The organism is Acinetobacter gerneri DSM 14967 = CIP 107464 = MTCC 9824 (genome assembly GCF_000368565.1).
Taxonomy (GTDB): domain Bacteria; phylum Pseudomonadota; class Gammaproteobacteria; order Pseudomonadales; family Moraxellaceae; genus Acinetobacter; species Acinetobacter gerneri.
Genome location: NZ_KB849543.1, coordinates 213,664 through 235,815 on the forward strand (window position 1 = coordinate 213,664; position 22,152 = coordinate 235,815).

17 protein-coding genes and 1 tRNA gene are annotated in these 22,152 nt (G+C 37.4%); 11 read left to right on the forward strand and 7 right to left on the reverse strand.

The window, feature by feature from the left end; all coding sequences use genetic code 11:
- Positions 1-98 precede the first annotated feature (98 nt).
- From F960_RS09415 to F960_RS09425, 3 genes are all read right to left on the reverse strand, one after another.
- A complete protein-coding gene (locus F960_RS09415) occupies positions 99-986 on the reverse strand; it encodes an RDD family protein (protein WP_004863200.1) in 888 nt (295 codons plus the stop codon).
- Positions 987-1,114: 128 nt separating this feature from the next.
- Positions 1,115-2,011, reverse strand: coding sequence for an RDD family protein (locus F960_RS09420; RefSeq protein ID WP_004863202.1), 897 nt, complete (start codon positions 2,009-2,011; stop codon positions 1,115-1,117).
- A gap of 207 nt (positions 2,012-2,218) precedes the next feature.
- Complete coding sequence (locus F960_RS09425; RefSeq protein WP_171066261.1) at positions 2,219-2,623, reverse strand: hypothetical protein; 405 nt, start codon at positions 2,621-2,623, stop codon at positions 2,219-2,221.
- Between the two features lie 227 nt (positions 2,624-2,850).
- Here F960_RS09425 and F960_RS09430 point away from each other — a divergent pair.
- Positions 2,851-2,927, forward strand: a tRNA-Met gene (locus F960_RS09430).
- Between the two features lie 139 nt (positions 2,928-3,066).
- On the opposite strand, the gene F960_RS09435 is transcribed toward F960_RS09430, so the two are convergent.
- Positions 3,067-4,692: an NAD+ synthase gene (locus F960_RS09435; protein ID WP_004863205.1), complete on the reverse strand. Its 1,626-nt coding sequence runs from the start codon at positions 4,690-4,692 to the stop codon at positions 3,067-3,069.
- Positions 4,693-5,091: 399 nt separating this feature from the next.
- On the reverse strand, positions 5,092-5,583 hold the full coding sequence (locus F960_RS09440) for a hypothetical protein (RefSeq protein WP_035372822.1): 492 nt from the start codon (positions 5,581-5,583) through the stop codon (positions 5,092-5,094).
- A 601-nt stretch (positions 5,584-6,184) separates the two neighbouring features.
- On the opposite strand from F960_RS09440, the gene F960_RS09445 reads away from it, so the two are divergent.
- From F960_RS09445 to F960_RS09455, 3 genes are read left to right on the forward strand one after another with little or no spacing between them, the layout of a single operon-like run.
- The gene (locus tag F960_RS09445; RefSeq protein WP_004863209.1) at positions 6,185-7,141 is read left to right on the forward strand and encodes a metal-dependent hydrolase; all 957 of its coding nucleotides are present in this window, start codon (positions 6,185-6,187) and stop codon (positions 7,139-7,141) included.
- A gap of 24 nt (positions 7,142-7,165) precedes the next feature.
- A complete protein-coding gene (locus F960_RS09450; protein WP_004863210.1) occupies positions 7,166-8,014 on the forward strand; it encodes an SDR family NAD(P)-dependent oxidoreductase in 849 nt (282 codons plus the stop codon).
- 12 nt (positions 8,015-8,026) lie between these two features.
- Positions 8,027-9,649 (forward strand): flavin-containing monooxygenase, encoded by a 1,623-nt coding sequence (locus tag F960_RS09455; protein ID WP_004863212.1) that lies wholly within the window; start codon positions 8,027-8,029, stop codon positions 9,647-9,649.
- 48 nt (positions 9,650-9,697) lie between these two features.
- On the opposite strand, the gene F960_RS09460 is transcribed toward F960_RS09455, so the two are convergent.
- Positions 9,698-10,729, reverse strand: coding sequence for a zinc-dependent alcohol dehydrogenase family protein (locus F960_RS09460; RefSeq protein ID WP_004863214.1), 1,032 nt, complete (start codon positions 10,727-10,729; stop codon positions 9,698-9,700).
- Between the two features lie 110 nt (positions 10,730-10,839).
- Between F960_RS09460 and F960_RS09465 the strand changes: the two genes are divergently transcribed.
- The gene (locus tag F960_RS09465; protein ID WP_004863217.1) at positions 10,840-11,736 is read left to right on the forward strand and encodes a LysR family transcriptional regulator; all 897 of its coding nucleotides are present in this window, start codon (positions 10,840-10,842) and stop codon (positions 11,734-11,736) included.
- Positions 11,737-11,802: 66 nt separating this feature from the next.
- Here the strand turns inward: F960_RS09465 and gltA are convergent, their stop codons facing one another.
- Positions 11,803-13,077 (reverse strand): citrate synthase, encoded by a 1,275-nt coding sequence (gene gltA, locus F960_RS09470; RefSeq protein ID WP_004863218.1) that lies wholly within the window; start codon positions 13,075-13,077, stop codon positions 11,803-11,805.
- 1,058 nt (positions 13,078-14,135) lie between these two features.
- Here gltA and sdhC point away from each other — a divergent pair.
- The 6 genes from sdhC to odhB all read left to right on the forward strand — a co-directional run bounded on the left by sdhC (position 14,136) and on the right by odhB (position 22,148).
- Complete coding sequence (gene sdhC, locus F960_RS09475; protein ID WP_042073155.1) at positions 14,136-14,537, forward strand: succinate dehydrogenase, cytochrome b556 subunit; 402 nt, start codon at positions 14,136-14,138, stop codon at positions 14,535-14,537.
- The gene (gene sdhD, locus F960_RS09480; RefSeq protein WP_004863221.1) at positions 14,537-14,902 is read left to right on the forward strand and encodes a succinate dehydrogenase, hydrophobic membrane anchor protein; all 366 of its coding nucleotides are present in this window, start codon (positions 14,537-14,539) and stop codon (positions 14,900-14,902) included. Before sdhC ends, sdhD begins: the two co-directional genes overlap by 1 nt.
- A 12-nt stretch (positions 14,903-14,914) precedes the next feature.
- Positions 14,915-16,813 carry an FAD-binding protein gene (locus tag F960_RS09485; protein WP_004863223.1) on the forward strand — a complete coding sequence of 633 codons (1,899 nt, stop codon included), beginning with the start codon at positions 14,915-14,917 and terminating at the stop codon, positions 16,811-16,813.
- A 14-nt stretch (positions 16,814-16,827) separates the two neighbouring features.
- A complete protein-coding gene (locus tag F960_RS09490) occupies positions 16,828-17,538 on the forward strand; it encodes a succinate dehydrogenase iron-sulfur subunit (protein WP_004863226.1) in 711 nt (236 codons plus the stop codon).
- A gap of 561 nt (positions 17,539-18,099) precedes the next feature.
- Entirely contained in the window at positions 18,100-20,940 is a 2,841-nt protein-coding gene (locus F960_RS09495; protein WP_004863227.1) for a 2-oxoglutarate dehydrogenase E1 component, read from the forward strand.
- A complete protein-coding gene (odhB, locus tag F960_RS09500) occupies positions 20,940-22,148 on the forward strand; it encodes a 2-oxoglutarate dehydrogenase complex dihydrolipoyllysine-residue succinyltransferase (RefSeq protein WP_004863229.1) in 1,209 nt (402 codons plus the stop codon). Before F960_RS09495 ends, odhB begins: the two co-directional genes overlap by 1 nt.
- Positions 22,149-22,152 lie beyond the last annotated feature (4 nt).

A 22,152-nucleotide genomic window follows, 5' to 3' on the forward strand; every position in this document is an offset into this window, starting at 1 on the left:
AAAATCATGACATTTCCTTTAGTTACAATATATTAGCACTTTGAATATCAGGATATTCAAAGTGCTTTAACTTAATTGAAGCAGAGGATCTTTAGTGTTTAAATCTCTTCTGGTTTGACCCATTTACTAAAATATTGATAATAAATCCCAAATTGAGCTCCACTAAAAAACTGCATTTCAACACGTTGTTGTCCTGTGAAAAGCTCAGGCATTTGTGTTTGCAAAGTACTGTGAACATATTGCTCAAATTCACTGCTATTGACTAAATCAGGATTGGGGACGATAAATTGTAATGTGTGAATCGGTGTGCCTTTCGATGAATATTTCCCAGTTTTGATTTGTAATATATCTTTAGAATGGGCAAATAGCTGATTTACTTTGATTGCAACGGGGTCTACGCGGCTTTCTTGATATGGAACAACGATTCCTGTGATATTCAATCCGATAAAAATAACAAGAAATAAATAGTGATATTTCCAAATTTTTTCTACTTCAGTCACTGGTGATTTTTGGTCAAATACATAGCTTTTGACTAAAAGATCGTGCAAAGTTTGGCGTGTATGGCGGTTAAAAATATATAGATACCCAAACGTCGCAGCCAAAACAGCTAAAAATGTTTGGATCGATAGACGCAAAATCTCATTCTCAATATAAAAATGTAGCGTATTAAAACAGAATATGAGCAGTAGAATACTGCTACGAATAAAAGCCTGCTTTAAACTCAAAAACTTTTGATCAGCTGTCGCAACATTGATATTTAGTAATTTTTTACCTAAAGTTTGACCTTGTAGTATATAACTATCACCGATCATAAAATAAGGTAATGTCAGTAAGTAACCGAGTAGGGAAAGTAGTACTGGATGTCGGTAATAAAAATCACCCAATAATAAAACGATACAAAACCCGATGATGCCAACCAAAATAAGATCAATGATAAAGGCTAGACTTCTTTTCCAAAACCCTGCAATCGCATGTTCTAATAACATAATGTTCCCAATTTTTAATTTATAAATATGTCAAAAAAATATAAAAAAAAGTGTAGCATTAAATACTACACTTTGATTCATTTCAGATTAAATTTATACAGAAATGAGAATACAGTTTGTTTTGAGCGTTATTTAGGAAAGTCTTTCATTGATAAGGTATATTCTTTTTGATGCAAAGAGACATAAAAACCAAACTGAGCAATCGAGTTGATTTTAAAGCTAATATGCTGAATATTTTTGAAATCTTGTGGATTTAAAGATTGTATTAAGCGCTTTTCAAAATTTGGATCTTCAACGAGTTCAGGGCGATCTGCGTAAACACTTAAAGCAACATCATACTGCCCATGATCTTGTTTTAATGTTTTAGCTCTCACATGAATAATCTCAGGATTTTTCTCATGAACATCTTGGATCAGTGTCGATAAGGTTGGATTATTATTTTGCGCGATCAAAGGTGAAATTCGAGAAAATAGGACGCTACACACAAAGAGAACGAGAAAAAGATAATGGAATTTCCAGATTTCCTTTTCATAAGCAGCTGGTTTTTCTTGATCAATAACAATACTTTTGACCACTAAATCATGCAGTGCTTGTTTGCTGTGTCGATTGAAGATAAATAAATAGCATGAAGATGAGGCTAACCCTGAAAAAATAACAATCAATATCAGCTTAATATTTTGTTGATCTATCCAGTAATAAAACGATGATAAACAGATGGGAATCAGAAAAATCGTAGATCGAATGAAGGCAGGGAATAGACCCAGATATTGATTGTCTGTATGTACGACTCGAAGTCCGAGCATACTTTTACCAAAGGTTTTACCTTCTGTAATACGACTGTCCATAATGCCAAAATACAATAAAATCAAGATAAAACCCAAACTGATAAACAGGGCTGGCATGTGGTAAAAACGATCGCCTATACAATAAAACACTATAAAACTAAAGATAATCAATAGTATAGTGTCGATTAGAAAAGCAAAAAAACGACGTCCAAATCCGGCGATGTCATGTGTGAGCTGCATCTTTTGACCTATGGCGAATTAATTATAGATTTTTCAATATTTTGTTAGTAAAGCATATCAAGATTAAAATAAACTTTATTTTAAAAATATTCCATGCTTATACGAAGCCAAATGTTTTATTTTTATAAAATATAAATAAAAACAAATGTTTGTGCTCAGCCTTTTATCAGGTTAGACGGCTGATAAGCAATATTGCTATTTGAATTTTCATTCACATATGATTGATTTTTCATCCAATTTGATTTTTGGTAATTCATTTGAATATTTAGATAAAATTTCAGTTTTATCATCTGTAAAAATGACATTTTGTAACTGATCAATTTTATGTGGTGTTAGATATTTATGCGCGCAGTGCATAGCTGCAGCATTGTCTTTTGCGACTTGAAATTTTTGAGATTCATCCATTTGATCAAGACGATACAATTGTTGCTGTGCTTTACTTAACTGAACTAAGCTCCGCTTTTGTTGCATGCTGAGTAACTGTTGTTGATTGATCCACGTTGCAACATCTCTACGAACGCCGTTGTAATCTACAAATATCGGGCTGACCATTTGACAGGCACTCAAGCTCATTACACTTAGTCCAAGGCTGAACATTTTAAAATTAATCATGTTCTTTTTCATTTTAATCTTCTCGAATTTATCATGCGTGTTCCATCTTTCTTATGCATGGAAGCTAGTCTTTCATCTTAGAAAAAATATTGATTTAGCACAATAAAATCAAAGCAATATGTATTATTTTTAGTCATATAGATTTTATTTGTATAAAGCATGATCATTAGAGTGCCTAGGTGCTTGACGATCAGCAGATTAGCTAAGATAATGCGCACACAGTTTACGGCTATGTAGCTCAGTTGGTTAGAGCACAGCACTCATAATGCTGGGGTCACAGGTTCAAGTCCAGTCATAGCCACCATTTTCATAGACCATGCTCACCGCATGGTCTCTTTTTTTATATAGAATAATTACTTTCCTTAGCGTATATTTTTACAGCGCTCTCCCATAAAAAAACCCAAGATTTTTCTTGGGCTTTTTTATGTCTAGAGTTTAGGTATTTAGATACCTGGCTTCCAACCATTTACAATCGGATAGCGACGTTCACGGCTAAATGCACGTGAAGTGATGCGAGGACCGATTGCACCTTGACGACGTTTATATTCATTACGATCAACTAGGCGAATGACTTTTTCAACCACTTCTTTGTCAAAGCCTTTTGCAATGATGTCATCTTGGCTAAGATCATCTTCGATATAAGCATATAAAATTGCATCAAGCACATCATAAGCGGGTAATGAGTCTTGATCTTTTTGGTCAGGACGTAGCTCTGCTGAAGGTGGGCGAGTAATCACACGTTCAGGAATAACAGGTGTTTCTTCTAAGCTGTTACGGTATTTTGCTAACTCAAATACGATGGTTTTATACACATCTTTAAGTACTGCAAATCCACCCACCATATCACCATAAAGTGTGCAATAACCCACAGCTAACTCTGACTTGTTACCAGTAGATAAAACGAGATTGCCAAATTTATTTGATAAGCCCATCAACAAGGTGCCACGCGCACGTGCCTGTAGATTTTCTTCAGTTGCATCAGCAGGTGAATTGCCAAAGAATGGGTAAAGCGTTTGCATAAAGCTATTTACGATCGGATGAATTTCAGCGATACCAAAAGTCACACCCATACGTTTTGCTTGCTCAGTTGCATCTTCTACACTGATTTGTGAAGTGTAAGTATAAGGCATCATCACAGCTTGAACTTTATCTGCACCTAAAGCATCTACAGCAATCGCTAAAGTCAGTGCTGAGTCAATGCCGCCAGATAAACCTAAGATTACACCTGGGAAGCCTGAACGCTGAACATAATCACGTGTTGCTAAAACTAAGCCTTGATAAATTTCAGCCATCGTAGAGAGAGCAGGAGCAGAATCATGAACTTTATAGAATTTTTGTTCAGCATCATAATCGACGATGAATAAATCTTCTTTAAAGCTCGCAGCTTGAAGTGCAACAGTGCCGTCTTTGTTAAGTACAAAGCTTGTGCCATCAAAAATCAAATCATCTTGACCACCCACTTGGTTGACATAAACCAAGTTTAGATTGAGTTGTTTTGATAACTCAGTCAAAGTTGCAACACGATGTTGAGGTTTGCCTACTTCATAAGGAGAGGCATTGAGCACAAGTGCAGTTTCAACATTTAATTGAGAAAGTTGTTGGACGGTATTTAACGACCAAACATCTTCACAGATTAACACACCAAATTTATGACCTAAATACTCAAAAACTAAGTGCTGATGGCCTTCATTAAAATAACGCTTTTCATCAAAAACGCTATAATTTGGCAAGTTTTGTTTATTGTAAATTCCTAAGACCTGCCCATCTTTCATTACCGCAGCAGAATTATAACGATGACCGTCTTCAGCTTGATGAACAAAACCGAAAACCATCACAATATCTTTGACTAGACTTAATTGTTCAAATGCTTGAAGAGTACGCTTAGATAAACTTGGGCGTAAAAACAAGTCTTCTGCTGGATAACCAACGGTAGCAAGTTCAGGAAAAATGATTAAATCAGCATTTTGTTTTTTAGCCGAATTTACTTGATCAATCATTTTTTGAACATTTGACTCTACATTGCCAATATGCGGAGAGAATTGCGCAAGGGCAATCTTAAAACTTTTCATCTAAATTAAGTCCTATTCCTATAGGTAAAATATACACAATACATTGATTTTATAGAATAATTATTCAACTTTGTGCATTTGGTCACGCAATAAAAAAACAAAAACCATATAAAAATTTAAACAAGGATAGATTTATAAATCTGATCTTTCGCACAGCAAAAACTTATAAACTCTGTGTATTTTATCTAAAAAAAATTTAGATGCTAGAGTTATAATGCGATCATCGAATTACAACATTTTATGTATGTAAAATCTATAAAACAATATACTTAAAAAAGTAATTTTTGGTAGATAAATCTTACATAGTTTTAAAATTATACTTGAATTCGATTGTTTTGTTTCCAAGTTATACAATAGCGAGTACAAAAATTGAAAAAAATCTAAAAGATCAAATTTTTATTACGTGTTTAGAATGATATTCTTAATCTTTTTCAAGAAAATATCTTTTGCAATATCACCTTGTTGCTCAATATTATAATCAAAAAAAGCTTTGTTGTCAGTTAGTTCATATTGGTAAGGATTATATTTTTTAAAACTTAAATGGTAGGCAATTTGTAAAAGTGCACCTTTTAACAGAACATTGATTTTTTGTTGATGCTGGTAGACATGAGTGAGTTCATGGATAAAGACACTTTGGTAGCCTAGATTCTCTTTAGCATAGTCAAAACTATAATTTGCATCTTTGACATGAATATAGCCATTCGGTGCCATAAATACCCCAACAGGCTGCCATGGTAAGTAGGGCTGATTCATAATGATAACCTTTTGATAATCAATAAGATCTGAAAATACTGTGCGTGCCAATCTGATCTCGTTTTCAGTGAGATAACGATACTTAAATTGATTGATTTTCAATATCTTGGTCAATATCAAAAGCAAGTAAAACACGATATATAGCACTCATGTTGGTAATAATGAGATTATACAACAGCGATATACTGAATTTTTTTAGAAAAATTCAAATGAAAAAGGCAGTTTATAAAATCTTAGAAATCATCGAATATAAATATCATGAATATAATATCATTCTCTATCATCTTAAATTTATAGTTAACTATATCTTAAAAATCTAAGTGCTGGAATAATAAAATAAAGCAATCATGCATGAACTGCAAATTCGTTAGAATTGTTGTATGAAAGCATCGTTTTAATTGACAGCTTTGAGCAAAAAATAAAAACAATCGTCATTGTCTATGTTGTAGCAAATAGTTTATAAAATGCAATTCAAATGAGTATTTAAATATTTTAAGAAAAGTTAAATGTCCCATAATGATATCGTTTGGCTTATTAAGAAAAATTAAGCAGTATATTGTTAGACAATTTAAATAAAAGTCATTTTTTGCACATTCCCTAGATAATTTATGCCAATGGAAAATTATGCTAATCGACGTAATTTTTGATCAAATTGTCATATTTGAGCCTTTTTTATCAGTAAATCGCTTTGAGTTTAGCTTTTGCATCGACTGGTAAATTGGCAAATAAGGGTGTAGCCATGTTACTTACTCAGCCATTAAAAAAAGCATTTTCAAAAGTGTTTTCTTCAGCTCCTTTTAGCTTAGATAAACAATCTGAAATTATTCCAATTCGTCATATGAAATTCGATTTTGAACCCCAAAAAATTGATTATAAATTTTATATGAATGCTGAGTTGGCGAGTGCTTATTTCGCATCACTGTCGATTTTCCTTACTTTTGGGGAAGATCTGGTGATTGATACAGCTCGTTATCATCGTGATTTCATCAAAGATCCTTTGCTAAAACAGCGTGTAACGTCTTTGATTGGTCAAGAGGCGATCCATTCTAAAATGCATAATGAGCTAAATGATGCATTTGAGCAGGTAGATTTACCTGTAAAGCTATTTAGAACATGGGCAGGTTGGGTTTTTGAGTATGGTTTTAACCGTTTACCACAGCCGATGAAATTGTCATTAATGGCAGGTATTGAGCATTTTACCGCAGTACTTGCTGAATATATGATGAACCATGAACAAATCTTCTTTGACTCACAAGATGAAAAGCAACGTGCGATTTGGATGTGGCATATGCTCGAAGAATCTGAGCATAAAGATATTGCCTATGATGTGTTTCAGACTTTATCCAATAATTACGCCTTACGTGTTGCAGGTTTTTTCCCTGCACTTATCACGATATTAGTACTGATTTCTGCAGCTTCGATTTTGGTTCCTTTTTACCGCAATCCTAAAAATCTGATCAGCCTAAGCTATTGGCGAGATATTCCACATAGTTTCAAATTGATCTTTGGTTTGAAAGATGGGGTTTATGGTAGTTCTATTAAACACATTTTTGATTATTTGCGTCCAGATTTTCATCCGAATGATCATGACACATCCGCATTTTTAGAATATTACAAAGAAACTTTGCTGAATCCTGAAAATGGCGTTTTAGCACCGTATTTCACGAAGGAATTTATACCTGCACTACGTGTATAAAACGATAAAAAGGAATTGGAAAATATGGGAATTTTCTCAAAAAAAAGAAAAGCCAGTCAGCAAGCTTATGCTGTTGTAACGGGTGCGGGAAGTGGGATTGGACGTAGTTTTGCGCTTGAATTGGCAAAACGTGGTGGCACAGTGGTTTGTGCAGATATCAATTTATCTGCTGCAGAAGATACTGTTGAACTGATCCAAAATCAAACAACATCAAAAGCTTATGCTGTGCAATGTGATGTTGGGATTAAAGAACAAGTACAAGCTTTGTCAGAGCAAGCTGAAAAATTGATGAAGCATCCTGTGACATTGTTGATCAATAATGCAGGTGTTGGACTGGGTGGAAAATTTGATGAATTATCACTTGAAGATTGGCAATGGTGTATGCATGTCAATCTATGGGGAGTGATTCATGGATGTCATTATTTTGTGCCGAAATTTAAACAACAAGGTTATGGCGCAATTATCAATGTCGCTTCGGCAGCAGGTTATACCGCTGCACCAGAAATGACGGCTTATAACGTGACCAAGTCTAGTGTTTTGGCACTGTCTGAAACGTTGTCAGCAGAGCTACGTGGTGCAAATATTCGCGTCAATGTTTTATGTCCGACTTTGGTTCCAACCAATATCATGAAAAATGGCCGCTTACCTAAGCAATATGCTGGGATTGCGGATGATTTATTGATGAATCATGCATTTACGACTAGTGATACAGTGGCAGAAAAAACCTTAAATAATTTGGACGCTGGCAAGCTATATACCATTCCACAACCAGACGCAAAGTTATTTTGGTGGATGAAGCGTGCCTCGCCGAGCTTATATGCAAAAATGTTGGGTATAGGCTATCCATTTTTTGCTAAATATGTAAAACAATAATGAGATTTGAACATGATGAATGAAACTGTTTTGGATCTAAATCCGCAGGATTTGACAGAAAATCAAAGTGAAAATGGGGCAGCATCTCAAGATACTGAGCAGGCAACAACCGAATCAAAAAAAGCTGCGACCAAAACAAGCACGACAAGCAAACGCCAAGCGGCTACAAAAAAAGCAGCGCCTGTGCATGTATACGATACCATTATAGTAGGAGCTGGGATCTCTGGGCTGGCTGCGGCATATCAGCTCAATCAAGTTTCTTATGATAACTATATTGTTTTGGAAAAAGCAGCACGAGTAGGTGGAACTTGGCGCGATAATAATTATCCGGGTTGTGGCTGCGATGTACCTTCTGCTTTGTATTCATTTTCATTTTCACCGAGCCATAAATGGAGTCATTTATTTGCCAAACAGCCTGAAATTTTGAGCTATTTGGAAGATGTGGCTGAAAAATATAATTTAAATGAAAAAATTGAATTCGAAAATGAATTGTTAAGTGCTAAATGGGATGAAAAAAAGCATCTTTGGAATCTAGAAACATCCAAAGGTCCATACCAAGCGAAAACAGTGATTTTTACCACAGGTCCGATTACCGAACCCTCTATGCCAAAACTGAAAGGAATAGAAACCTTTAAAGGGGAAATGTTCCATTCGGCACGTTGGAATCATGATTATGACTTGACGGATAAACGTGTGGCTGTGATTGGAACTGGAGCATCGGCAATTCAGTTTATTCCGCAAGTACAACCTTTAGCAAAAGAGCTGATCGTGTTTCAGCGTACCGCGCCTTGGGTTTTACCAAAAGCGGATATGCCACTGAGTGATACTGCAAAGGGCGTAATTTCACGTTTTCCAATCATCCAAGAAACTTGGCGTAAAAGCATAGCGCAAATTTTAAATGGGATTAACTTTGGTTTACGTAATCCTAAAGTCCTTGAGCCTGTCAATTTCTTGAGCAAACAGTTGCTAAAATTGCAGATCAAAGATGATCAATTGCGTAAAGATGTCACCCCAAATTTCTCTATAGGTTGTAAACGCCTACTATTTGCAAACAACTACTATCCCGCTTTACAACAGGATAATGTCAGTTTACTTCCACATGGCTTGGTTGAAATTGAGGGTAATACAGTCGTTGCTGCCAATGGTGAGCGGCACGAAGTTGATGTGATTATTTGGGGAACAGGCTTTGAAGTTTCTCATCCACCGATTGGAAAACGGGTCAGTAATGCAAATGGGCAGTTGTTGTCTGATCTTTGGAAGAACAGTTCTCCAGAGGCGTATTTGGGTACAAGTCTGGAAAATGTCCCAAATGCTTTCTTGGTGCTTGGTCCAAATATTTTGGTTTATGATTCATTTATTGGTATTGCCGAAGCGCAAGTGAATTATATCGTCAATGGTTTATTGAAAATGCGTGATTATAAGTTCACACGTTTTGAAATCAAAAAAGATGTGATTCGCAAACATAACGAAAAAGTGCAAAAACAACTGCAGACGACAGTGTTTAATGCAGGTGGATGTAAGTCGTATTATTTAGATGAAAATGGTCGTAATTTTGCAGCTTGGCCATGGTCACTGAAAAAGTTGAAGCAAGAATTATCAGAGATGAATTTGAAGCATTATCATACTGAAAATTGATTATTTTCAAAAAGAAGCCACTCGATATGAGTGGCTTTTTATTATTTATTATTGGTTGAAATCAATCACAATTTTTCCTAAAGCACCTTTTTTTAAGTGTTTAAAAGCCTCGGGTATTTCATCAAAACTGTAGATCCGATCAATGACAGGTTTAATGTTTAATAGTTCAATTGCTTTAACGACATCTTGTAAAACTTGTTTTGAACCTACGCCTATTCCGTGTAATTGTGGCCGTTTAAATAGCATGGGTTGAATGTTGATTTGAGTTTCAAAACTGCTCAAAACGCCAATAATATAAATTTTTCCATGAAAGCTAATCGCGGATAGGGACTTATTTAAATTTTCTCCTGATATCAATTCTAAGATATGCTCTGCACCATATTCATGAGTGATTTTGGACACTTCATTATGCCAGTCAGGCGTGATGGTCGTGTTTATTGCATGAAATGCACCCAGATGACTTAATTTTTGTAATTTATGCTCATCCCTAGAAAGTACGATGCAATTTGCACCATGTGCTAAGGCAAATTGTAAGGCAAAAGTTGCTACTCCACCTGTACCTTGAATGACTACGGTTTCTCCTGCTTTGAGATGACCGATTTCAATTAGAGCCTGCCAAGCAGTAACTGCGGCACATGCTAAGGTACTAGATTCTATGTCATTCAGATTTTTTGGTGCTTTGACTAGATGATTTTCAGACAAAATAAGATATTCGGATAAGACACCGCTTAGTTTACTACTACCAAAAGTTTCAATAATATGATCAAGTTTTCCATGAAAATGACCATTAATCCATTCACTGAAAAAGCTATTAATGACTTTATCACCGACAGTAAACTGACTGATATTCGCGCCTATTTCGATGATTTCGCCTGCCATATCTGAAGCTAGGGCATAAGATTTTGGTGTTTTCTTTGGATCAAAATTATTTATTTCTAATAAATCTCGATAATTAAGAGATACTGCATTTACTTTTACCAATACTTGATTCTCTCCAAGTGCAGGTAATGTCGTTTCAATTTGTAAAAGTTCATTTGTTCTGTCGGGATTTACGCCCCATTGTTTGATTGTCTTTAACATGCTTTTTTCTCAATATGGAAGATATAAAAAGCATAACTGATAAACAGTTCTTGAATATCGGGTAAATTTTCCTCATATTGATGAAAATATTTCTCCAATTGAAATTTAAGATGACTGATCAATTTAATGGAATACAGGCCTTTGTTTATGTAGCTGAATCTGCAAATTTCTCAGTAGCTGCCGAAAAGTTAAACTTGTCTCGTTCAGCAGTTGCAAAAATGATGACACGCTTAGAGCAGCGTTTAAATATTCAGCTATTTCATCGAACGACTCGTAAAATGAATTTGACGCTAGAGGGAGAGTTATTTTACCAACACTGTAAAAGTGCCTTAAATGAAATTCTAAGTGCACAGTATTATTTTGAGCAAAATACGTTAAAACCTATTGGAAAAGTAAAAATAAGTGTTCCCCATTTATTGGGACAAAAATGTGTTATGCCTATTTTGGTCGAAAGTTTAGTGGATAACCCAGAACTTGAAATGCAAGTTTCATTTTCAGATGAATTAGTCGACTTATATGAGCAAGGTTATGATATTGCGCTACGTACTGGCCAATTAAAAGATAGTTTTGATTTAAAAAACAGACAAATTGGCGTACAAAAAATGGTTTTGTGTTGTTCTAAATCATATTTTGATCAGGCGAATATCCAGTGTATTTCTGATTTAGATCAGCAGAGTTTATTGGTTTATAGCAGAGGTGAATGGATTCGTTCATGGCATTTATATGAGAATGACGAAATGTTTATTTATCAGCCTAAAGGACGAATTCAGCTTGATGATTTACCCGCGTTGATTGTTGCAGCAAAACAGGGGCTTGGTATCGCATGGATTCCGAGTTGGTTGGTTAAAGATGAGTTAGTTAAAGGTGAGTTGCTCGAAATCTTTCAAGAGTCACAAGGATTTCAAATTGATGTAAGTTTAGTTTGGAAAGCGACCAAGTCTATACCATGTCGTATTCGTTTTGTTTTGGATTTATTGATCAAAGAGTTATCTGTATTGATAAAATAGGCTCGGTAATCCAATAAAAAACCACCCCAAAGGGTGGTTTTATGATTAAACAAAACGCCTAACGAATTAACGTTTAATGTCGCGTTGAGTAGAACCAGTATAAAGCTGACGTGGACGACCGATTTTGTAAGGACCGCTGTGCATTTCTAACCAGTGGCTGATCCAACCAACAGTACGTGCAAGAGCGAAGATTACAGTAAACATTTCTGTTGGGATACCAATCGCTTTAAGGATGATACCTGAGTAGAAGTCTACGTTCGGGTAAAGTTTACGTTCGATGAAGTACGGATCGCTAAGTGCAATACGTTCAAGTTCCATTGCAAGCTCTAATTGAGGATCGTTGATACCAAGTGCGCTTAACACTTCGTCACAAGTCTCTTTCATTACTTTCGCACGTGGATCGAAGTTTTTATAAACTCGGTGACCGAAGCCCATAAGTTTAACTTCTTTAGTTTTCACTTTTTCCATGAACGGAGCAACATTTTCTACAGAGCCGATTTCATCAAGCATCTTAAGAACAGCTTCGTTAGCACCACCGTGAGCAGGTCCCCAAAGTGCAGCAATACCCGCAGCGATACAAGCGTATGGGTTAGCACCAGTAGAACCAGCTAAACGTACTGTAGAAGTAGAAGCGTTTTGCTCGTGGTCAGCATGAAGAGTGAAGATACGATCCATTGCTTTAGCAAGGATAGGGTTCACTTTATAATCACGGTCTGCAGGAGTTGCAAACATCATGTATAAGAAGTTTTCAGCGTAGCTTAAATCGTTACGTGGATATACAAATGGTTGACCGATTGTATATTTATAAGTCCAAGCAGCTAAAGTTGGGATTTTCGCAACTAAACGAACTGCAGTGATTTCACGATGATCAACATTTTCAACGTCGAAACCATTGTGATAGAACGCAGATAAAGCACCAACAACACCACACATTACAGCCATAGGGTGAGCGTCACGACGGAAACCATTGAAGAAACGGCTAACTTGGTCATGAACCATAGTATGGTTGCGAACTTTGTTTTCAAAATCAGTTTTTTGTTCAGCAGTCGGAAGTTCGCCGCTTAACAATAAATAGCAAGTTTCTAGGTAAGAAGCTTGAGTTGCTAGCTGATCAATTGGATAACCACGGTGTAAAAGAATACCTTTGTCACCATCGATGAAAGTGATTTTAGACTCACAAGATGCTGTAGCCATAAAACCAGGATCAAAAGTAAAGTGACCAGAGGCCAACACATCTTTAACGTCGATTACATCTGGGCCCAATGTGCCGCTGTAAATTGGTAATTCAATTTTCTTGCCATCAAGCTCTAAAACGGCTTTCTTGCCAGTTGCTTCAGACATTCAATAGATCTCCTGTCCTGGTGGATATATTAACTGACTCGAAAGTAATCATATTGTAATGCTACGAGTCAGACCTATCAAAAATTGCTATTAGATTAGTGAGTACTGAAATTTTGTCAATTATACTTATGGATTAAAAAATAACGCCCTCACAGTGAGTTAGTCATTAAATCCTTGAGTAAAATGAGCGAGTAATCACAGTAACGGAACAGTATAATAAGGCAAATTTAGATTTAGGTGCAGAAAAAAAATTATAAAAAAAAGCTAAATTGCGAGCAATTTGCCCTTTGACAGCGCGAGTTTGCTAGGAAATCTAGCTTTTCACTTCAAATTAAAACTAACTAAATCTGATAACTTACAAAGCTGTTGCGACTCAATAGAGCAAATTTTGCAAAATAAAAAATGCTGAAATAAATTTTTTCACTTTTTAATGCATTTGATTAAAAAATGACATTTCTTCAGTTTTTAATGCTTAAAAAATAATCAAACTCACATTAATTTGTGTGATGTTCCGCTGTTAAAATGTGCAAAACAAGGGATGAAAATCATGATTTGAGATTTTATTCACACACTAAGTTGTTCTTTCTTTTTATGAATGCCTAAGTCAAATAATTAACGGTTTATATAGGTATTTTTTTTGGAAATAATATTTAATTTTTAACCTAAATAAGGGAAAATGTGAGAAAACCAGTCTAATTAGGACTAAATAAAATAGCGCTCACAAGATTGTTTAAAATATGTTGTGCTTTAGTCTTAAAATAAAAAAATAGAAAAATCGCATGATGATAATTGTAAATGAAATTTATAGTCATTGTATTTCAATGCTTTAAATGAAATGATATGTGAGAATAGTGTATTAATTTCAATGTTTTAAATGTAAATGATTCTTATTTGTCGGTTTTTTTGGTGAAAACTGAATTGTGATCGTTTGTATTTTAAAAAATGACGTTTTATAATTCAGTGTCGTTTTAAGTTTAGGCATGTATTGTTTGCCTAACAATGCCAGCTTTCCTTCGAATTAATTCCAACAAACTCCAGCTGGAGTTTTTACTTACAGGATGCCCGCTGTGAAAAGCAACAGACCTGTCAATTTGTCCATGGGTCAGGTGTTAGCGGTAAATTTACGCTCACCCGTGGCTATTGCATCAATTCTACACCGTCTTTCAGGTGTAATCGTATTTCTATTGGTACCAGTTCTTTTATGGATCTTAGATAAGTCTTTATCTTCACCAGAAGGATTTGATTACGTTAAAAACGTAGTATTCGGTAATTTCCTTGTACGTTTCATAGTATGGGTATTTGTAGCCGGTTTAATTTATCACTTTGTTAATGGTATTAAACATTTACTCGCTGACCTTGGGTTCAATGAAGAACTTCAAAGTGGTCGCGTAGCAGCTACAATTGCATTGATCTTATCTGCGGTTGGTATTGTCGCAGCCTTTGTATGGATTATGTTCTAATGAAAAGTGCTACAGGATTAACAGGATCAGGTTCTCGCGATTGGTATATCCAACGTGTTAGTGCAGTCGTATTGGCTGTCTATACTGTTGTGGTGTTCGGTTGGATTCTCTGTCATGGTGGATTCGATTATGAACAATGGAGAGGCTTTATGATGACTCTGCCAATGAAAGTATTTTCATTGTTGGCAGTCTTATCGCTAGTCGCACACGCATGGATTGGCATGTGGCAAGTATTTACTGACTATGTAACTACTCGTCAAATGGGTCCTTCAGCATCAGGCTTACGTCTAGTGCTAACTACTGCAGTGATCGTTGCAGTTTTTGCGTACGCAATCTGGGCTATCCAGATTTTTTGGGCGAATTGATAGGAAGATATCATGGGCGCTATAACCCCTAAAGAAGATTATACAAATATTCCACACCAAACTTTCGATGCAGTGATCGTTGGTGGTGGTGGTTCTGGTATGCGTGCTTCTTATCAACTTGCTCAAGCAGGTTTGAAAGTTGCAGTTCTTACTAAAGTATTCCCTACACGTTCTCACACTGTTGCTGCTCAAGGTGGTATTGGTGCATCTCTTGGTAATATGCAAGAAGATAACTGGCACTATCACTTCTATGACACAGTTAAAGGTTCTGACTGGTTAGGTGACCAAGACGCGATCGAATTTATGACGCGTGAAGCACCTCAAGTTGTATATGAGCTTGAACACTTAGGTATGCCATTTGACCGTAACAAAGACGGTACGATCTATCAGCGTCCTTTCGGTGGTCATGCTGCGAACTATGGTGAAAAACCAGTTCCACGTGCTTGTGCTGCTGCTGACCGTACAGGTCACGCACTTCTTCATACGCTTTATCAAAGCAACGTGAAAATGGGCACTCAATTCTTCGTTGAATGGATCGCATTAGATTTGATCCGTAATGAAGAGGGTGATGTTCTTGGTGTAACAGCAATTGACCAAGAAACAGGTAACATTGCAGTATTCCAAGCAAAAGCAACATTGTTTGCTACTGGTGGTGCGGGTCGTGTTTACCGTGCATCTACTAACGCTTATATCAATACTGGTGACGGTCTTGGTATGGCTGCTCGTGCAGGTATTCCATTACAAGATATGGAATTCTGGCAATTCCACCCTACAGGTGTAGCGGGCGCTGGTGTACTTCTTACTGAAGGTTGTCGTGGTGAAGGTGCAATCCTTCGTAACAAAGACGGCGAACCGTTCATGGAACGTTATGCTCCAACTTTGAAAGACTTGGCACCGCGTGACTTCGTATCACGTTCTATGGACCAAGAAATCAAAGAAGGTCGTGGTTGTGGTCCTAAAGGTGATTATATCCTTCTCGATATGACTCACTTGGGTGCTGATACCATTATGAAACGCTTACCATCAGTATTTGAAATTGGTAAGAAGTTTGCAAACGTTGACATCACTAAAGAACCAATTCCTGTAGTACCAACAATCCATTATCAAATGGGTGGTATTCCTACGAATATTCATGGTCAAGTTGTTGTACCAGAAAGCGCTGAAACTCAAGAATTAGTTGCTAACTACAATAAAGAAACTGATGTTTACTCAACAAATGCTGACGGTCGTAACTTTACTAAACCTGTTAAAGGTTTCTATGCGATTGGTGAGTGTTCTTGTGTATCAGTACACGGTGCAAACCGTTTAGGTACTAACTCACTTCTTGACTTGGTTGTATTTGGTAAAGCTGCTGGTGAACACATCATTGATTATGTGACTAAACATCACGGTGATGAATATTTGCCACTTCCTACAACAGTTCTTGAAAATACAGTTAAACGTATTCGTCATTTAGATGATTCTACAACTGGTGAAAATGCTCAAGACGTTGCTGATGCAATTCGTGACATCGTTCAAGACCACGCAGGTGTATTCCGTACTCAAGCATTGCTTGACGAAGGTGTTAAACAAATCCTTGCGCTTGAACCACGTATCCGCAATATTCATTTGAAAGACAAATCTAAAGTATTTAACACAGCACGTGTAGAAGCTTTAGAAGTTGAAAACTTGTATGAAGTTGCTAAAGCGACATTGATTTCAGCTGCTGCACGTAAAGAATGCCGTGGTGCGCATACAGTGGTAGATTATGAATTACCACCTGATCATGCAGACTATCCGTACGGCCGTCGTGACGATGAGTGGATGAAACATACATTATGGTTCTCTGCAGATAATCATTTAGAGTACAAACCAGTACGCTATAAGCCATTACTTGTAGATCCAATTCCACCTAAACCACGTACATTCTAATTGGGAGAAATAAGATGAGTAGAGGTACTCGTACATTCGAAATCTACCGCTATGATCCTGATAAGGATAAAGCACCGTACATGCAAACTTATAAGTTAGAGTTGACTGACAAGCACCGTATGTTGCTTGACGCTTTACTTGCACTTAAAGTTCAAGATGAATCTTTGACATTCCGTCGTTCATGCCGTGAAGGTATTTGTGGTTCTGACGGTGTGAATATCAATGGTAAAAACGGTTTGGCATGTCTTCAAAACTTGAATGACTTACCTGAAACAATCGTGATTCGTCCGTTGCCTGGTTTACCAGTGGTTAAAGATTTGGTTGTAGATATGAACCAATTCTATGATCAATATGACAAAATCCACCCATTCTTGATTAACAATCAGCCAGCTCCTCCTAGAGAGCGTTTGCAATCTCCTGAAGACCGCGAACATTTGAATGGTTTGTATGAATGTATTCTTTGTGCATGTTGTTCAACTTCATGCCCATCATTCTGGTGGAACCCTGATAAATTCTTAGGTCCATCTGCATTGTTGAATGCATACCGTTTCATTATCGATTCTCGTGATACAGCAACTCAAGAGCGTTTGGCTCGTCTTGACGACCCATTCTCACTTTTCCGTTGTAAAGGTATTATGAACTGTGTATCTGTATGCCCTAAAGGTTTGAATCCAACAAAAGCGATCGGTCACATCCGTAGCATGTTGCTCGACCAAGCAGGTTAATTTGCACACAAAAAAACGCACATCTTTGGATGTGCGTTTTTTATTGTTTAAATTTTGACAAAATGAGTGGTTATATTAGAGATTTTATTGTTTGCAAGCTATAATAGCAGATGAATAGAGTAGTGTATTTCGCTAATTTATGGGAGGTATGTGTCAAAAAAATCAATTGAGTGTTGAGTTCATGTTAGCATTTAAGAAACCTGTGTTTCGAAAAAAAAGATTGGATTTGCATACATATTTTCAACATATGAGAAGCGTAGATAAGTTTATATATAATAGATGTCCATCGCTTTAGAAAAAGTAAAACATGGCTTTATTTTTTCTAAGTCGATTTGCAAAAAAATTGCTCGGTTTCGCCGAGTATGTGATGAATGGTGATGCCATTGAGGGCGTTATGATTCATTATCAGTATTAGATTGATGATAAAAGTCTAATGCTTACTAACGCCCCATGGTTTTAGGCCTGATGGGTGAATGTCAATTTACCAATTTGGCATTATCAATCATGGGCATGCTTAAAAAGCATCCTGTAATGTTTTTGCAATAGGAAATGGGTCCACAAATGCAAGAAGTTGCTGACGCACTGCGTCTTGACACTGAACTTTCCGCTGATAGTGCAGCGTATATTGAAGAGCTTTACGAGCAGTACCTTTCTTCTCCAACCTCAGTAGGTGAGGACTGGCGCGAATATTTTGATAAATTTCCTAAAGGTGATCAACCACACGGAAGCATTCGTGAACAGTTCTTGTTATTGGGTCGCAATTCGAACCGTGTTCAGCCAGTCGTGCAAAGTGAAGTAAGCACAGAGCATGAGCGTCGTCAAATTGGCGTATTGCAACTAATCGCAGCATATCGTAACCGTGGTCATCAAAAAGCAAAACTTGATCCACTTGGTTTGGCTAAACGCGAAGACGTGCCAGATTTAGACCTTGCTGCACACGGTTTAACAAAATCAGATCTAGATACAGTATTTAATGCTGGTAATTTAGCAATCGGTAAATCTGAAGCGACTTTGGGTGAAATGGTTGATGCAATGGAAGCGACTTATTGTGCTTCTATTGGTGCAGAATATATGCACATTGTTGATACCAAAGAAAAACGTTGGATTCAACAACGTTTGGAAGGTGCTCGTGGTCAATTTAATTTCGCACCAGAACAGAAAAAACATGTTCTTGAGCGCTTAACTGCTGCCGAAGGTTTAGAAAAATTCCTCGGTAACAAATATGTTGGTGCTAAGCGTTTTGGTGTTGAAGGTGGTGAATCTTTCATTCCAATGGTTAACGAACTGATTCAACGTGCAGGTTCTGTAGGTTGTAAAGAAGTTGTGATCGGGATGCCTCACCGTGGCCGTTTAAACTTACTTGTCAATATCATGGGTAAAAACCCAGCTGACTTGTTCGGTGAGTTTGAAGGTAAAGCTTTAAATAAAAAAGGTTCTGGTGACGTTAAATATCACCAAGGTTTCTCATCAAACGTAATGACTCCAGGTGGCGAAGTTCACTTGGCATTGGCGTTTAACCCATCACACTTAGAAATCGTTGGACCTGTAGTTGAAGGTTCTGTACGTGCTCGTCAAGTACGTCGTAAAGACATCGGTGGTGATGACGTATTGCCAGTGATCGTTCATGGTGATGCTGCATTTGCAGGTCAAGGTGTAAACCAAGAAACCTTCCAAATGTCACAAACTCGTGGTTATACAGTTGGTGGTACAGTTCATATTGTGGTGAATAACCAAGTGGGCTTTACAACTTCTGATCCACGTGATGCGCGTTCTACAGAATACTGTACTGATATCGCGAAAATGGTTCAGGCTCCAGTTTTCCATGTTAATGGCGATGATCCTGAAGCAGTATTATTTGTTTCACAACTTGCTCATGACTTCCGTCACACATTCCGTAAAGATGTTGTGATCGACATGTTCTGTTACCGTCGTCGTGGTCATAACGAAGCGGATGAGCCAGCTGCAACTCAACCAATGATGTATCAAGTGATTAGCAAAAAAGCGACTACTCGTACGCTTTATGCTGACAAATTGGTACAAGAAAATGTACTTGATCGTGCTTCAGCTGACGAAATGGTTGAAAAATACCGTTCAGATTTGGAAGCGGGTAATCATGTTGCAAATGCGCTTGTATTAGAACCAAACACTAAAATGTTTGTGGATTGGAAACCTTATCTAGGTCACGATTACACTGACGAATGGGATACAAAATTCCCATTAGAACGCTTGAAAGAACTTGGCACAAAAATGCGCGAGCTTCCTGAAGGCTTCGTAATGCAACGTCAAGTATCTAAAGTGATCGATGATCGTTTGAAAATGCAAACAGGTGAAATGCCACTTAACTGGGGTGCTGCTGAAACTTTAGCGTATGCAACACTTTTAGATGAAGGCTACCTTGTTCGTTTAACTGGTGAAGACGTTGGTCGTGGTACATTCTCACATCGTCATGCAAAATTGCATAACCAAGTAGACGGTTCAGTTTATATCCCACTTTGCCACATCAAAGAAAACCAACCACGTACTGCGATTTATGACTCATTATTGTCTGAATTGGCTGTGTTGGCATTTGAATATGGTTATGCGACTACTTTACCGAAAAGCTTGATCGTTTGGGAAGCTCAGTTCGGTGACTTTGCAAACTGTGCGCAAATGGTGATTGACCAATTTATCGCTTCAGGCGAAACAAAATGGGAACGTGTTTGTGGCTTGACTATGCTTCTTCCACACGGTTTCGAAGGTCAAGGTCCTGAACATTCATCTGCACGTTTAGAACGTTATTTACAACTTTGTGCTGAAGAAAACATGCAGGTGATTACACCTACAACTCCAGCGCAAATCTATCATGTATTACGTCGTCAAGCGATTCGCCCAATTCGTAAGCCATTGATTGTAATGTCGCCTAAATCATTACTTCGCCATAAACTTGCTACATCTAATTTGGATGAGTTGGCTACTGGTACATTCCAAACTGTGATTGATGAAATTGATCAAATCAACAAGTCTGACGTTACTCGTTTGGTTATTTGTGGTGGTAAAGTTTATTACGACTTACTCGAAAAACGCCGTGAGCAAGATTTGAAAAATGTTGCAATCGTGCGTGTAGAACAACTTTATCCGTACCCAGAACAACGCATTGCTGAAGTTCTTGCTGATTATCCAAATGTGAAAGAACTTGTTTGGACTCAAGAAGAACCGAAGAACCAAGGTGCGTGGTTGTTCATTGCTCCTCGTTTATACGAAGACGTAATGAAATCTGGTAAACAAATTCAAATTAGCTATGCAGGTCGTCCAGCTTCTGCTGCTCCTGCTTGTGGCTCACCATATTTGCATGCAAAACAACAAGCTCAGCTCGTAAATGACGCTTTAGCGATCGTAGCTGATCAATCAGGAGAAACTAAATAATGGCAACCGAAATTAAAGCACCGGTATTCCCAGAGTCAGTTGCTGACGGAACAATCGCAACTTGGCACAAACAAGTGGGCGAACCTGTTTCACGTGACGAAGTGATTTGCGATATCGAAACTGATAAAGTAGTTTTGGAAGTTGTTGCTCCTGCTGATGGTAGTTTGTCTGCAATCATTAAAAATGAAGGCGACACAGTTTTATCTGCTGAAGTAATTGCTCAATTTGAAGAAGGTGCTGTTTCTGGCGCTGCTCAAACTCAAGCTGTTCAATCTGAACAAAAAGTTGAGCAAGCTGCTGCTCAAACTGAAGCAGGTAACTCTCCAGTTGTAGAACGTGCTCAACCAGTTGCTGATCAAGCACCTGCTGTACGTAAAGCATTAAGCGAAACAGGTATTGCTGCATCTGACGTTTCTGGTACTGGCCGTGGTGGTCGTATCACTAAAGAAGATGTTACAAATCACCAAGCTAAACCAGCTGCTACTCCGCTTAGCGTAGCAGTAGGTGAACGTATTGAAAAACGCGTTCCAATGACTCGTTTACGTAAACGTGTTGCTGAACGTCTTCTTTCAGCTTCTCAAAGCACTGCAATGCTCACTACATTTAACGAAGTGAACATGAAACCAGTGATGGAAATGCGTAAACAATATAAAGACGCATTTGAAAAACGTCATGGTGCTCGTTTAGGCTTTATGTCTTTCTTCGTTAAAGCATGTACTGAAGCGCTTAAACGCTACCCAGCTGTAAATGCTTCTATCGATGGCGACGATATCGTATATCACGGTTTCTATGACATCGGTGTAGCTGTATCTTCTGAACGTGGTCTAGTTGTACCAGTTCTTCGTGATACAGATCGCATGAACTATGCAGAAGTTGAAAACGGTATCCGTGATTACGCTGGTAAAGCACGTGACGGTAAACTTTCTATCGAAGAAATGACTGGTGGTACTTTCACTATTACCAATGGTGGTACTTTCGGTTCATTACTTTCTACTCCGATCTTGAATCCGCCTCAAACAGCGATCTTGGGTATGCACAAAATCCAAGAACGTCCTATGGCTGTCAATGGTCAAGTTGAAATCTTGCCAATGATGTACTTAGCGCTTTCTTATGACCACCGTATGATTGATGGTAAAGAAGCAGTTGGTTTCTTGGTAACAGTAAAAGAATTGTTAGAAGAACCAGCTAAGCTCATTCTTGATCTTTAATACA

What these genes read in the sequence shown, in the direction of transcription:
- sdhD (WP_004863221.1), top strand. Translation starts at nt 14,537, where the DNA reads ATGAAAAGTGCTACAGGATTAACAGGATCAGGTTCTCGCGATTGGTAT.
- sdhC (WP_042073155.1), top strand. Translation starts at nt 14,136, where the DNA reads ATGCCCGCTGTGAAAAGCAACAGACCTGTCAATTTGTCCATGGGTCAG.
- gltA (WP_004863218.1), bottom strand. Translation starts at nt 13,077, where the DNA reads ATGTCTGAAGCAACTGGCAAGAAAGCCGTTTTAGAGCTTGATGGCAAG.
- F960_RS09465 (WP_004863217.1), top strand. Translation starts at nt 10,840, where the DNA reads ATGACTGATCAATTTAATGGAATACAGGCCTTTGTTTATGTAGCTGAA.
- odhB (WP_004863229.1), top strand. Translation starts at nt 20,940, where the DNA reads ATGGCAACCGAAATTAAAGCACCGGTATTCCCAGAGTCAGTTGCTGAC.
- F960_RS09490 (WP_004863226.1), top strand. Translation starts at nt 16,828, where the DNA reads ATGAGTAGAGGTACTCGTACATTCGAAATCTACCGCTATGATCCTGAT.
- F960_RS09415 (WP_004863200.1), bottom strand. Translation starts at nt 986, where the DNA reads ATGTTATTAGAACATGCGATTGCAGGGTTTTGGAAAAGAAGTCTAGCC.
- F960_RS09450 (WP_004863210.1), top strand. Translation starts at nt 7,166, where the DNA reads ATGGGAATTTTCTCAAAAAAAAGAAAAGCCAGTCAGCAAGCTTATGCT.
- F960_RS09455 (WP_004863212.1), top strand. Translation starts at nt 8,027, where the DNA reads ATGATGAATGAAACTGTTTTGGATCTAAATCCGCAGGATTTGACAGAA.
- F960_RS09420 (WP_004863202.1), bottom strand. Translation starts at nt 2,011, where the DNA reads ATGCAGCTCACACATGACATCGCCGGATTTGGACGTCGTTTTTTTGCT.
- F960_RS09445 (WP_004863209.1), top strand. Translation starts at nt 6,185, where the DNA reads ATGTTACTTACTCAGCCATTAAAAAAAGCATTTTCAAAAGTGTTTTCT.
- F960_RS09495 (WP_004863227.1), top strand. Translation starts at nt 18,100, where the DNA reads ATGCAAGAAGTTGCTGACGCACTGCGTCTTGACACTGAACTTTCCGCT.
- F960_RS09425 (WP_171066261.1), bottom strand. Translation starts at nt 2,623, where the DNA reads ATGATTAATTTTAAAATGTTCAGCCTTGGACTAAGTGTAATGAGCTTG.
- F960_RS09460 (WP_004863214.1), bottom strand. Translation starts at nt 10,729, where the DNA reads ATGTTAAAGACAATCAAACAATGGGGCGTAAATCCCGACAGAACAAAT.
- F960_RS09485 (WP_004863223.1), top strand. Translation starts at nt 14,915, where the DNA reads ATGGGCGCTATAACCCCTAAAGAAGATTATACAAATATTCCACACCAA.
- F960_RS09435 (WP_004863205.1), bottom strand. Translation starts at nt 4,692, where the DNA reads ATGAAAAGTTTTAAGATTGCCCTTGCGCAATTCTCTCCGCATATTGGC.